Source organism: Actinoallomurus acaciae (assembly GCF_042429965.1).
Lineage (GTDB): Bacteria > Actinomycetota > Actinomycetes > Streptosporangiales > Streptosporangiaceae > Actinoallomurus > Actinoallomurus acaciae.
In genome coordinates, this window is sequence record NZ_JBHLZP010000241.1 from 1 (window position 1) to 12,218 (window position 12,218).

Below are 12,218 nucleotides of genomic sequence, written 5' to 3' on the forward strand. Positions count from 1 at the left end.
CTGGCCGGCCGGCGCGGGCAGCGCGTTCGTCCTGCTGTCCCCGGCGCTCGGCTGGCTCGGCGTGGCCGCGACCGGCTCCGACACGTCGGCGAACGCGCTCTTCGGCGCCGTGCAGGTGGCGGCGGCGGGCCGGATCGGGGTGAGCCCGGTGCTGCTCGCGGCGACCAACAGCCAGGCGGGCGTGCTGGGCAAGCTGGTCAGCCCGCAGAACCTCGCCATGGTCGCGGCGGCCGTGGGAATGGCGGGCCGGGAGGGGACGCTCTTCCGGCGCACCTTCCCGTGGAGCGTCGGCTGCCTCGTCGGATTCACCGGCCTGGTCTACCTGATGGCGTCCGGCCCGTTGTCCTGGATGGTCCCGTGACGACCGGGAGATCCGCGGAGCGGCGGGTACGCGCGGACAGACCGGCGCTCGCGAGCGCGACGCAGAACGCGAGAGCCGACATCGTCGCCGAGACCAGGGACGTCGACGGATATCCCCAGCCGAACGCGATCACCCGCCCGCCCAGGTAGGCGCCGGCGGCGTTCCCGAGGTTGAAGGCGGCGACGGCGGCCGACGACGCCAGCACCTCGCCCTCGTCGCCGGCGCTGGTGATGACGCGAGTGGTCAGGCCGGGTACGGTCGCGAACCCCAGAAACCCGATGACCAGGAAGATCGGCAGCGCGGTCACCGGCCCGTCGACGCCGAAGAAGAAGACGACGAACGTCGCGGTGAGCGCCGGCAGGGCCGAGCAGAGAGTCCACATGAGGGCCCGGTCGGCCGCCCGGCCGCCGACGAGGTTGCCCACGACGAGGGCGCAGCCGAAGACGGCGAGTATCCAGGTCAGGTCCGTGCTCGCGAAGCCGGCCCGCTCGGTCATCAGCGGCGCGACGTAGGTGAGCGTGGCGTACACCGAACCGAAGCTGAGGGCCGTCATGGTCAGGGCCAGCCAGACCTGCGCGCGCCGGAACCCGCGAAGCTGCCCGCGCAGGCGCACCCCCCGGTCCGCGCGCGTCGGCGGAACCCGCCACGCGATCGCGAGAATCGCGAGCACGCCCAGGCCGCTGATCGCCCAGAACGTCGAGCGCCAGCCGGACAACTGGCCGAGGAGGGTCCCGAGGGGGACGCCCAGAACGTTCGCGACGGTGAGTCCGGTGAGCATCACCGCGATCGCCTGGGACCGCCGTTCGGGGGTGACCAGGTCTCCGGCCACGATCGAGGCGATGCCGATGAACGCGCCGTGGCACAGGGCGGCGACGACCCGGCCGGCCATCATCGTGGCGAAGTCGGGCGCCAGGCCGGACAGGACGTTGCCGGCCACGAAGAGGAGCAGCAGGCCGATCAGAACCCGCCGGCGCGGCATCCGCAGGACGAGCGCGGTCATCACGGGCGAACCGACGACGACTCCGATCGCGTAACCGGAGATCAGCAGCCCCGCCGTGGGGATCGACACCGTGTAACTGCGGGCGATTTCCGGCAGCAGACCGGTGACGACGAACTCCGTCACCCCGATCGCGAAGGTCCCGGACGCGAGGGCGGCGAGGGCCGGAAGGGGCGACCGCGCCGTCATCGGCGCACCCGGCCGGACCACGGGGCGACTGCGGGCATGGCGACCTCCGCGTATATTAAACTCGAAGCCCGAGAATATTCTCCGAGGAGAACCGTGGCAACCGTCCGCGCGACCGGCACCGGCGACACCCGGTGGGTGCTGCCCGCGCTGGTCGTGGGGGAGTTCCGCCGCCATCCCGCGATCACCAGGTCCCGGCTCGCGGCGACCCTCGGGCTGAGCAGCAGCTCGGCCACGGACCTCATGGGCCGGCTGGAGGCGGCGCGTCTCGTCGCGGAGGTCCCGCTGCCGGCGGGCACCCGCGGGCGGCCGAAACACCGGCTCGTTCCCCATCCCGAGGGCCCGGTCGTCGCGGTCGTCGACGTCCAGCGGGGCACGTGGCGGCTCGCCGTCGGCACGCTCGACGGCCGCCTTCACGAGACGAGCGACCACCGGTACGGGTCCGCCTCCGCGCCCGCCGTGCTCGATGACGTCCGGGGCCGGCTGCACGCGCTGAGGGAGCGATACGGGACCCGGCTGCGCGGGATCGGCGTGTCGGTCGCGGGCGTCGTCCGCGACGGCCGCGTGGCCGACTCGTCGATGCTGCGGTGGAACGGCATCGACCTTCAGGCGCTCGGCGTCGACGGCGTCCCGGTCATCGTGGACAACGACGCCACCCTCGCCGCGATCGCCGACACGGTGAGGGAGGGCGCTCCCGGCTCCAGGACCACGGTGCACGTCACCATCGAGGCCGGCCTCGGCGGCGGGCTGATCGACCGGGGGGCGCCCGTCGTGGGCGCCACCGGCGCCGGCGCCGAGTTCGGCCACCTTCCCTTCGGGGATCCCGCCGTGCGGTGCCCGTGCGGCGCGTACGGCTGCTGGGGCACCGAACTCGACGGCCACGCCCTGGCCCGCGCGCTCGGTGAGCCGGAGCCCGACGATCCACGCCGCTACATGGAGCAGGTGATCGGCCGTGCCGCGGGCGACCGCGCGGCCCAGGAGGCGGTGGAGCGGGCGGCGCGCGCTCTGGCCCGTGGCATCGCCGGTCTGGCGAACGCCCTCGACCCGGATCTGGTGACCCTGGGCGGACTGGCGGTGCCCCTCCACGCGGCCTCGGTGACCTTCGACGACGCCTACCGGCGGGGACTCATGGGGTTCCGCCGGCAGAGCCCGCCCGAGATCGTCCCCGCCGAGTGTCATCGGGACGCGGCCCTGCGGGGCGCCGCACACCGCCTCTGGGACCAGATCGCCACGCCCGGCGGCCTGTCCGCCTGGGCGCGAACCGTCGCCGCGACCCCGTAGCGACGCCTCTCGCCCCGTGTCACCTCTGTGTGAATTTTTTGGGCGATCTAGTGATGTTTGTCCAGAGTATTGACACTTTGGGCTAAGAGCTCTTAGCTTCCCTCCCAATGAGCAGAAGCAATCTTCCACTGAGTGGGAACGGCGAGTCGCGGACGAGCTACCTCGGACGTCTCCTCGACGTGCTGGACGTCGCCGTCACGCACGAGCGGGTCCCCCTGCAGATGACCGACATCGCGGCCGCGGCCGGGGTGCCGACGTCGACCGCGTCCAGACTCGTCGCCCTCCTCGTCGAGCGGGGCTTCCTGGTCGCCCTGCCCGGCAGCGGTTACGTGGCGGGCCCGCGAATGCTGCACGTCGCCGTGCACGCGCTCGACCAGATCCACGACGCCGACCGGCTGAAGGCGGCGGTGGAGGAGCTGTCGGAGCGGACCGGCGAGAGCGTGAGCGCGGGGCTCCTCGTGGGCGACGAGATCGTGCTGGTGGCCCGCAAGGAGCCGGAGAAGTCCCTGCGGGCGGTGGCGCGTCTCGGCGACATCATCGCGCCGCACACGTCGGCCATGGGCAAGGCGATGCTGGCGCGGCTGCCGGCCGAGCGGCAGGAGGCGGTGCTGCGCGCGGCGGTGGGGGACGACGCGCCGCAGGTCCTGCGGGAGATGCGACCGGACATGGCGGCGGCCCGCGCCGACGCCTACGCGGTCGACGAGGAGACCTACACCGTGGGCCTGCGCTGCCGCGCCGCGCCGCTGCTGGACCGCGACGGCCACGCGGTGGGCGGGATCTCGGTGGCCGGGCCGTCCGCGCGCTTCACCCGCGAGAGCGCCACGACCTGCCTGCCCGACCTCCTCGCCGAGGCCGGCCGACTGTCACCCAAGTCCAGGAGCAGCCAATGACCCAGTCCGAGAAACTCTTCGAGCGGGCGCGCCGGCACGTGCCGGGCGGTGTGCACTCCAACACCCGGTTCCAGGCTCCCCGTCCGACGTACTTCGCCCGCGCCGAGGGAGCCCACCTGTGGGACGTCGACGGCACCCGTTACCTGGACTGCACCATGGGCAACGGGTCGGTGATGCTCGGCCACGCCCGCGCCGAGGTGGACGAGGCCGTGGCCGGGGCGGTACGCGCGGGCCTGACCACCGGCGTGGAGACCGAGGCCGCGGTGCTGGCGGCGGAGCGGCTCGCCGCGATCATCCCCGGCTTCGGCCAGGTCAGGTTCGCCAACACCGGCACCGAGGCGCTGATGCACGCGCTGGCGATCGCCCGCCACCACACCGGCCGGGAACGGGTCGCCAAGCCCGAGGGCGGCTATCACGGCTGGTTCGACCCGCTGTGGGTGTCCACGTGGCCGTCCGCCGACCAGCTCGGGCCGGCGGAACGGCCGGCCGCCCCGCCGAGCTCGGCCGGCCTGTCCGCCACCGCCGCGGGCACCGTCGTGCTGCCGTTCAACGACGTGGAGGCCGGCGAACGGCTCCTGCGCGAGCACGCGGACGAACTGGCCGCGGTCGTCGTCGAGCCGGTGCTCATCGACATCGGCTACATCCCGGCGACTCCGGAGTACCTGCGGCGGCTGCGCGAGGTCACGGCGGAGCTCGGCATCGTGCTGATCTTCGATGAGCTGCTCACCGGTTTCCGTATCGCCCCGGGCGGCGCCCGCGAGACGTACGGGATCACCCCCGACCTGACCACGTACGGCAAGGCGCTGGCCAACGGCTATCCCATCGCGGCGGTGGAGGGCCGGCCGGAACTGCTCGCCGCCACCGACCCGTCCGCGGGCGGCCCGGTGGGCTGGGTCGGCACCTACAACGGGCACGGAAGCGCGGTCGCGGCCACCGCGGCCACGCTGCCCCTCCTCGCCGACGGGACGGCCCAGCAGTACCTGGACAAGCTCGGCGGCCTGCTCCGGGACGGGTTCGCCGAGCTCTCGGCCCGCCACGGCATCCCGGCGGTGCTCGCCGGCGCGGGCGGGCACTTCCAGCCCTACTTCCTGCCCCGGGCCGCGACGGGCTACCGCTCCGCGATGGCGACCGACGCCCGCCGCTACGCGATCCTGCACGAGACCGCACGCGCGCACGGCATCCTGCTGCCGGCCAAGCCCCTGCTGCACGCGGCCCTGTCCACGGCGCACACCGAGGCGGACATCGAGCGGATCGTGGCCGCCGCCGACGTGGCGTTCACCGCGATGAAGGCGTCCGCATGAACGCCCCGGGAGGGAACGACACGCGGACGACCGGCACCACGGCGCCCGACGTACCGGACGCCGAACTGCGCGACATCCGCAAGGTCTACGAGGGCGGCGCGCGCGGCGTGGAAGAGGTGTCCCTCACCGTCGGCCGGGGGGAGTTCTTCTCCCTTCTGGGCCCCTCCGGCTGCGGCAAGAGCACGACCCTGCGGATCCTGGCGGGACTGGAGCGGCCCACCTCCGGAGAGGTGCGGATCCGCGGAGAGTCGATGCGCGGCCGCCCGGCACACCGCCGGCCGACGAACCTGGTCTTCCAGCGCCTCGCGCTGTTCCCCCACCTGACCGTCGCCGACAACGTCGCCTTCGGGCCGCGCCTGCACGGCTGGCCGCGCAAGCGGATCGCCGAGACGGTCCGCGCCAAGCTCGAACTGGTCGGGCTGACCGGCTACGAGAAGCGCCACCCGGCCCAGCTGTCCGGCGGCCAGCAGCAGCGGGTCGCGATCGCGCGGGCGCTGGCGGGCGAACCGGCCGTGCTCCTCCTCGACGAGCCGCTGGGAGCGCTCGACCTGCGGCTCCGGGTCCAGATGCAACAGGCGCTCAAGCGCATCCAGCACGACTCCGGCACCACCTTCATCTACGTCACCCACGACCAGATCGAGGCGCTGACGATGTCGGACCGGATGGCGGTCATGAACGAGGGGCGGATCGAGCAGATCGGCTCACCCGCCGAGCTGTACCGCTCCCCGCGGACGACGTTCACCGCGACGTTCCTCGGCGACACCAACCTGTTCGAAGGCGTCTCACGCGGTGACGTCCTTGAGACGGACGGCATCAGCATCAGCCTTCCGCGGCCCGGCCGGATCGCGTCGGTGCGTCCCGAGCACGTGGCCGTCGGCGCCCGGATCGGCGAACGGTTCACCAACCGGTTCCGTGGCCGCCTGGAAGACGTGATCTTTCAGGGGGCCAGTCTCCGCTACCACGTACGGCTGCCGTCGGGCGTTCTGCTCACCGCCGAGCGGCCCGCGGACACCCACCCCGACCTGTCGATCGGCGATGACGTCGAGGCCGGCTGGGACCCCGCGTCCGCAGTCGTTCTCGACCACTGATCTGGAGGCTGTCATGTCCGACCACTCCCTGTCGCGCCGCTCGATGCTCAAGGGCACCGCCGGACTGCTCGGCGGGCTCACGTTCGCCTCCGCGTGCGGAAGCGTGTCGCCGAGCACGCCGGGCTCCAGCGGCTCGGGCGGCAAGCTCAAGCTGACGATGTTCGCCTTCCTCGGCGGCGACCTGGGCAAGATGCCCAAGGAGTTCGCCGAGGAGTACGAGTCCGCGCACCGCAACGTGCGGATCGAGATCTACGAGCAGTCCAACACCGTCGGCTACGCGAAGATGCTGGCCCAGAAGAAGGCGGCTCCGGACCAGCCGCTCGTCAACTTCGGCTTCTTCAACGCGCCGAGTTCCATCCAGGGCATCGGCGACAAGATGTGGGCGAAGCTGGACTACTCGGCGCTGTCCAACGCCACCGACATCGACAAGCGCTTCCGCCGGGACGACGGGTACGGCATCGGCATCGGCGCCGACCAGTTCGGTCTCCTGTACAACCACGAGAAGATCAAGCAGCCGCCCACCTCGTGGTCGGAGCTGTGGAACCACGCGCACCGGGGCCAGGTCTGCCTCTTCCAGAACCCGTGGTACGCGGTGCTCATGGCCGCGAAACTCAACGGCGGCGGGCTGAACGACATGGAGCCGGGCTGGACGCTGTGGCAGCGGGAGGCCAAGCAGATCCGCCTGATGGTCGACTCGAACCCCCAGTACCTGAACGTGCTCAGCGACGGGACGGCCCCGCTCACCGCGTACTTCGCCGGCACCGGGCAGCAGTGGATCAATTCGGGTGCGCCGCTCAGCTACGTCGTACCGCGAGAAGGCGCGATCCCGCTTCCCGTCTACCTGCAGGCGGTCGAGGGATCGACGCAGAGCCAGCTCGAGGCCGTGCACGACGTGATCAACGAGATGATCTCGCCGAGGTGGAGCGCGCGCTGGGCCGAGGTGAGCGTGGAGACGCCGGCCAACACCAAGGCCACGCTGCCGGCGAACCTGGCCAGGCTGCCGGCCTTCAGCCCCCAGACGCTCCAGCACTTCGTCGACGTCGACTACGACGTCGTCGGCCGGCACAGCGCCGAATGGCAGAAGCGCTGGCAGACCGATGTCGCGTCCCGCATCTGAGGACCCGATGACGAACGGGATCCTGGGGTCGATACGCCGGCACCGCACCGGGTACCTGCTCGCGGCGCCCGGAGTCGTGGTGCTCGGCGCCGTCTTCGTCGGCGCCATGCTGACGCTGCTCGAATACAGCTTCCACCGTTCGGTGCCGGGAGGAGGCGACGTCGGGGGTACGGCGGCGACCTGGCGCTCCTTCGTCACCGGCGGCTACCACTGGAAGATCATCCGGGAGACCGTGGTCCTCGGCCTGCTCACCACGGTGATCACCGCGCTGGTCGGTTATCCGACCGCCTACGCGCTGCATCGGGTGCGCCGCCCCGCATGGCGGTACGTCGGCCTGTTCATCGTCTTCGCCCCGCTGCTGACCAGCGTGGTCGCGCGTACGTACGGCTGGGAACTGCTGCTGGGCGACAACGGGGTCATCAACGCCGCACTGGGCGTCTTCGGCGTCGGCCCGGTCGAGATCCTCTACCAGCGTGCCGCGGTGGTCCTGGCACTCGTGCACATCCTGCTTCCGTTCATGGTGTTCCCGATCACCAGTTCGCTCGGACAGGTCGACCCCGCGCTCGGCGAGGCCGCCGGCGACCTCGGCGCGGGGGCGGCGCGGCGGTTCACGAAGGTGACCCTGCCGCTGACGCTGCCCGGTCTCATCGCGGGCGCCGAACTGGTGTTCGCCCTCGCGATCAGCTCGTTCGCCACGCCGAGCCTGCTCGGCGGCGGCCGGGTCAACGTGCTGGCCACCGACATCTACAACGACGTCGGCAACGTGGACTGGCCGATGGCGGCGGTGTCCTCCTACGCGTTGCTCGCACTGGCCGCGGTGGCGCTGGCCGTCTTCGGCTGGCTCCAGCGCCAGGCGGGCGGCGGCGGTCAGGGCGGCGTCACCGCGGCCGGGGCGGCCCCGGCCGGCGCACGCGGCTGGGGGATCTGGCTCCTGGTCGTCGACGTGTTCGTGCTGATGCCACTGGCCATCATCATCGTCGACTCCTTCTCCTCGGTCTCGTACGGAACCTGGCCGCCACCGGGCCTGTCCCTGAAGTGGTACGCCAATCTGTTCGACCAGACCGGGCTGGGATCCGCGGCGCTGCTGAGCCTGGAGGTCGCGCTGGCCGCCACGGTCATCAGCGTGGCCATCGGAACGGCCATGTCGACCGCCCTCGTTCGCGACCGCATGCCCGGAAGGCGGGCGATCGAGTCCTTCGCGCTCAGCCCGACCGTCGTGCCCAAGGTGGCCTTCGGCTTCGCCGGCTTCATCTACCTGCACCGGCTCGGGCTGTTCGGCGGGGTGACGGGGCTGGTCGTGACCCACGTCGTCATCGTCCTGCCGTTCGTGGTGATCGTCCTGACCGCCGCCCTGATGCGCGCCGACACCACCCTGGAGGCCGCGGCCAGGGACCTCGGAGCCTCGCCGCTGCGCGCGTTCCGGCTCGTCACCATCCCGCAGATCCGGCCGGCCCTGATCGCCGCGGCGCTGTTCGCCTTCGTCGTCAGCTTCGACGAGGTCGACATGACCGTGTTCCTGCTGGCGCCGGACCAGAACACATTGCCGGTCTGGATGTTCGTTTACCTGCAGAAATACCAAGATCCCACGTTGGCGGCGCTGTCCGCCCTGCTCATCGCCGCAGCCCTGCTCATCGCCGGAGCGGTGGCGTTCCTGCTCGCCCGCTCGGGCGTGTTCTCCTCCCTCACCGGCTCCGACACCGGCACGCCCGCGGACCCCGCACCGGCCCCGGTGGACAACAAGATCAAGGAAGGACCGACCGCATGACCTCGGCGCACACCATCGAAGAGATCCCCGTGACGACCCTGGCCAGCGGGCACCGGCTCGCGCTGACCGTCCACACGCTCACCGGCGCCCAGGAGGGGCCCCGGATGGTGTTGTTCGGCGGGATCCACGGCGACGAGCCGCTGGGTTCGGAGACCGTACGGCGGGTCCTGTCGGCCGTCGACCCGGCCGAGCTGACGGGCACGATCGTCGCGGTCCCGGTGGCCAACCCGTACGCCCACCAGGCGCTGACCCGCAACACGCCGCTGGACGGCGTGAACATCAACCGGATCTTCCCCGGCAACGCCTCCGGCAGTGTCACCGAGCAGGTCGCGGCCGCCCTGTGCGGGATTCTGGCGGGCGCGGACCACTTCATCGACTTCCACTCCGGCGGCAACTTCGCCACGGTCGAGTACGCCTACATCCACGACGCGGGTGCCGAGATGTCCCGCGCCTACGGGTGCTCGCTGCTCTACCACGGCGCGCCGTACGGCGGGTCGGCCACCGGCTGGGCCCTCGACCAGGGCATTCGCTGCATGGTCAGCGAGCTGGGCGGCGGTGGCCAGCGCATCGACGAGTACCTGACCAAGGGCGTCGACGGCACCATGAACGTGCTCCGCACCGTCGGCATGCTCCCGGGCGAGCCCACGCCGCCCCCGGCCGACCAGGTCGTCGTCGAGACGCTCACCGTGCTCTCGCCCGCCACCGGCGGCGTCATGCTCTCGGACTTCGGGGTCGACCGGATCGGCGAGCGCGTCCCCGAGGGAACGGTCCTCGGACGGGTGCTGAGCCCCTATACCTTCGAGGAGCTCGAGGTGATCACCGCCCCGTTCGAGCCGAGCATTCTCGTCCTGGGCCGTGAGTCGATGACCAACGTGGCTCCCGGCGACTACGGCTTCATGGTCGCCGACGGCGCCACCGCCAAGCCCGCGTAACCCGGAGAGCCCACGATGACCCACCGCGGATCGCTGACGATCCGGCGCGCCTCGCTCGTCGATCCCGATACCGAGAACGTCCAGGAGAACACGCGCATCCGCGTCGAGGACGGGGTCGTCGTCGAGGTCGGCCCGGACCCCGGCGGCCCGGTCGCGTCCGCCGAGGTGGACGCGACCGGGCTGTACGCCCTGCCGGGCCTGATCGACTGTCACGTGCACGTCACCGCGCACACCGTCGACGAGCACGCGCTCACCATGGAGGCCCCGTCGTACGTCACCGCACGCGCGGCGGCCGAACTGCGGGCGACGCTGGCCCGCGGGTTCACGGCCGTACGCGACATGGCCGGCGCGGACCACGGCCTCGCCCGCGCGGTGGCCGAGGGAGTGCTGCCGGGGCCCCGGCTGTTCGCCGGCGGAAAGGCGCTGTCGCAGACGGGCGGCCACGGCGACCTGCGGCCGGCCGGCCAGAACGTGCACGACACCCACTACTGGACGCCCGGCCTGGGCCGGGTCTGCGACGGCGTGCCGGAGGTACGGCGGGCGGTACGCGACGAGATCCGCCGGGGCGCCGCCCACATCAAGCTGATGCTGTCCGGCGGATGCTCCAGCCCCACCGACCGGATCGGGTCGCTCCAGTTCTCCGAGGAGGAGATCGTCGCCGCCGTCCAGGAGGCGTCCGCCGCGGACGTCTACTGCGCCGGGCACGCCTACACCTCGGCGGCGGTCGAGCGCGCGCTGCGGCTCGGCGTCCGCACCATCGAGCACGGCAACCTGATCGACGAGTCGGTGCTGCCCCTCTTCGCCGGCGCCTTCTACGTGCCCACCCTGATCACCTACACCGCCCTCGTCGAGGACGGCCCGGCGCACGGCCTGTCACCCGAGAGCCGTGCCAAGACCCTCGAGGTGCTCGACGGAGGACTGCACGCCCTCGAACTCGCCGACCGGGCCGGCGTATCGATCGCGTTCGGAACCGACCTGCTCGGCCCGCTGCGAACCCGCCAGCCGGAGGAGTTCCGCATCCGCGCCCAGGTGCAGACACCGGGCGCGATCCTCCGCTCGGCGACGACGATCGCCGCCCGCGTACTCGGCCAGGAGGGCCGCCTCGGAGTGATCGCACCGCAGGCGCACGCCGACCTGATCCTGACCAGACACGACCCCCTGTCCGACATCACCCACCTCGCCGAGCCGACCGAGGAGATCGCCCTCGTCATCCAGGCGGGCACGCCCGTCCCACGCCGGTAGTACGAGGACGGGACGCCAGGCCATGCACCGATCCCGGGGTCGGCCCGGTGGTGCGCGCCACCGACTCAGGCAGGCGTGTGCGCGACCGAGGTTCCGGGTCAGCGGTGGATGGTCATCTCGAAGTCGTAGCGGTCGGCGCGGTACAGCGACTGGGCGAACTCGACGACCCGTCCGCGCGCGTCGATGCCGCGTCGGCGTACGTGGAGGGCGGGGGAGCGGACGGGCACGCCGAGCAGGTCCGCGTGGCGGCGGTTCAGCGTCGTCGCCGAGATGCGCTGTTCGGCGTTGGCGAGGACCGTGCGGTACCGCCCGGCGAGCAGCCGGTAGAGCGAGCCCTGCAGATCCTGGTCCAGCAGCCGGGCGAACGGCGCGGCCGGCAGGTTGACCCGCTCGAAGCACATCGGGAAGCCGTCGGCGAGCCGCAGCCGCTCGATGTGGTAGACGGGATCGCCGGGCTTGATCTCCAGCGTGCGAGCGAGCTCCGGTTCGGCGGTCCGCTGCTCGGCGGTCAGCAGCCGCGAGTCCGGTTCGAGGTTGCGGGCGCGCATGTCGTCGCTGAAGGACGTCAGGGTCAGCCCCTTCGAGATCCGCCCCCGCGAGACGAACGTGCCCCGGCCGCGCACCGAGTAGATGAGGCCCTCTTCGATCAGCGACTGGAGCGCCTGCCGGACGGTCGTGCGGCTGACCCCGAACGTCTCCGCCAGCTCCCGTTCCTGGGGGAGGACCTCGTCCGGGCGCATGCCCTGGATCCGGTCCAGGAGCCGTTCCCGTACCTGAAGGTGCTTGATCACGTCGTCCCCTCGCGATTCGTGCGTGCGCGTGCGCGGCCGTACGGCCTCGCTCTTATCGCTCCTCCGGGCGCGGAATGTCAAGCGCGGCCACGAAACGGCGGGTGATCTCCATCGGGTTCGTGATCGCCGTGCCCACGACGACGGCGAAGGCGCCGGCCGCGAAGGCCGCGCGGGCCTGCTCGGGATCGCGGATCCGGCCCTCGGCGTCGGCGAGCAGCGGGGTGGCGCCGTCGAGCGCGGCGACCAGTTCGAGGTCGGGCCCGTCCG

The 12,218-nt window shown here is 72.0% G+C and carries 11 protein-coding genes and 1 pseudogene; 9 read left to right on the forward strand and 3 right to left on the reverse strand.

The features are described 5' to 3' along the window. On the forward strand, positions 1-361 hold a 361-nt coding region (locus ACFFNX_RS27780), incomplete at its 5' end, for an L-lactate permease (RefSeq protein WP_378208446.1). Here the strand turns inward: ACFFNX_RS27780 and ACFFNX_RS27785 are convergent. Beyond that, a complete protein-coding gene (locus ACFFNX_RS27785) occupies positions 306-1,547 on the reverse strand; it encodes an MFS transporter (protein WP_378208448.1) in 1,242 nt (413 codons plus the stop codon). The two genes, ACFFNX_RS27780 and ACFFNX_RS27785, sit on opposite strands and share 56 nt — an antisense overlap. 93 nt (positions 1,548-1,640) lie before the next feature. On the opposite strand from ACFFNX_RS27785, the gene ACFFNX_RS27790 reads away from it, so the two are divergent. From ACFFNX_RS27790 to ACFFNX_RS27825, 8 genes are all read left to right on the forward strand, one after another. After that, positions 1,641-2,825: an ROK family transcriptional regulator gene (locus ACFFNX_RS27790; RefSeq protein ID WP_378208449.1), complete on the forward strand. Its 1,185-nt coding sequence runs from the start codon at positions 1,641-1,643 to the stop codon at positions 2,823-2,825. A 107-nt stretch (positions 2,826-2,932) separates the two neighbouring features. Beyond that, a complete protein-coding gene (locus ACFFNX_RS27795; RefSeq protein ID WP_378208451.1) occupies positions 2,933-3,715 on the forward strand; it encodes an IclR family transcriptional regulator in 783 nt (260 codons plus the stop codon). Further along, positions 3,712-5,016 (forward strand): aspartate aminotransferase family protein, encoded by a 1,305-nt coding sequence (locus ACFFNX_RS27800; protein WP_378208453.1) that lies wholly within the window; start codon positions 3,712-3,714, stop codon positions 5,014-5,016. The genes ACFFNX_RS27795 and ACFFNX_RS27800 overlap by 4 nt, the downstream gene beginning before the upstream one ends. Continuing rightward, the gene (locus ACFFNX_RS27805; protein ID WP_378208455.1) at positions 5,013-6,104 is read left to right on the forward strand and encodes an ABC transporter ATP-binding protein; all 1,092 of its coding nucleotides are present in this window, start codon (positions 5,013-5,015) and stop codon (positions 6,102-6,104) included. The genes ACFFNX_RS27800 and ACFFNX_RS27805 overlap by 4 nt, the downstream gene beginning before the upstream one ends. A 13-nt stretch (positions 6,105-6,117) precedes the next feature. Further along, complete coding sequence (locus ACFFNX_RS27810; protein ID WP_378208456.1) at positions 6,118-7,221, forward strand: ABC transporter substrate-binding protein; 1,104 nt, start codon at positions 6,118-6,120, stop codon at positions 7,219-7,221. A gap of 7 nt (positions 7,222-7,228) precedes the next feature. Continuing rightward, positions 7,229-8,986, forward strand: coding sequence for an ABC transporter permease subunit (locus ACFFNX_RS27815; protein WP_378208458.1), 1,758 nt, complete (start codon positions 7,229-7,231; stop codon positions 8,984-8,986). Continuing rightward, on the forward strand, positions 8,983-9,918 hold the full coding sequence (locus ACFFNX_RS27820; RefSeq protein ID WP_378208460.1) for a succinylglutamate desuccinylase/aspartoacylase family protein: 936 nt from the start codon (positions 8,983-8,985) through the stop codon (positions 9,916-9,918). Before ACFFNX_RS27815 ends, ACFFNX_RS27820 begins: the two co-directional genes overlap by 4 nt. Before the next feature lie 15 nt (positions 9,919-9,933). Further along, positions 9,934-11,160 carry a metal-dependent hydrolase family protein gene (locus ACFFNX_RS27825; protein WP_378208462.1) on the forward strand — a complete coding sequence of 409 codons (1,227 nt, stop codon included), beginning with the start codon at positions 9,934-9,936 and terminating at the stop codon, positions 11,158-11,160. Between the two features lie 98 nt (positions 11,161-11,258). Here ACFFNX_RS27825 and ACFFNX_RS27830 read toward each other — a convergent pair whose 3' ends face one another. Both ACFFNX_RS27830 and ACFFNX_RS27835 read right to left on the reverse strand, forming a co-directional pair. Beyond that, complete coding sequence (locus ACFFNX_RS27830) at positions 11,259-11,951, reverse strand: GntR family transcriptional regulator (RefSeq protein ID WP_378208464.1); 693 nt, start codon at positions 11,949-11,951, stop codon at positions 11,259-11,261. Positions 11,952-12,003: 52 nt separating this feature from the next. Beyond that, positions 12,004-12,218: pseudogene (locus tag ACFFNX_RS27835) on the reverse strand (N-acetylmannosamine-6-phosphate 2-epimerase); the annotation flags it as partial.

Bases quoted from the DNA above. Each gene is read 5' to 3' on its own strand.
- ACFFNX_RS27795 (WP_378208451.1), top strand. From the start codon at position 2,933: ATGAGCAGAAGCAATCTTCCACTGAGTGGGAACGGCGAGTCGCGGACG.
- ACFFNX_RS27800 (WP_378208453.1), top strand. From the start codon at position 3,712: ATGACCCAGTCCGAGAAACTCTTCGAGCGGGCGCGCCGGCACGTGCCG.
- ACFFNX_RS27815 (WP_378208458.1), top strand. From the start codon at position 7,229: ATGACGAACGGGATCCTGGGGTCGATACGCCGGCACCGCACCGGGTAC.
- ACFFNX_RS27805 (WP_378208455.1), top strand. From the start codon at position 5,013: ATGAACGCCCCGGGAGGGAACGACACGCGGACGACCGGCACCACGGCG.
- ACFFNX_RS27785 (WP_378208448.1), bottom strand. From the start codon at position 1,547: ATGACGGCGCGGTCGCCCCTTCCGGCCCTCGCCGCCCTCGCGTCCGGG.
- ACFFNX_RS27810 (WP_378208456.1), top strand. From the start codon at position 6,118: ATGTCCGACCACTCCCTGTCGCGCCGCTCGATGCTCAAGGGCACCGCC.
- ACFFNX_RS27825 (WP_378208462.1), top strand. From the start codon at position 9,934: ATGACCCACCGCGGATCGCTGACGATCCGGCGCGCCTCGCTCGTCGAT.
- ACFFNX_RS27820 (WP_378208460.1), top strand. From the start codon at position 8,983: ATGACCTCGGCGCACACCATCGAAGAGATCCCCGTGACGACCCTGGCC.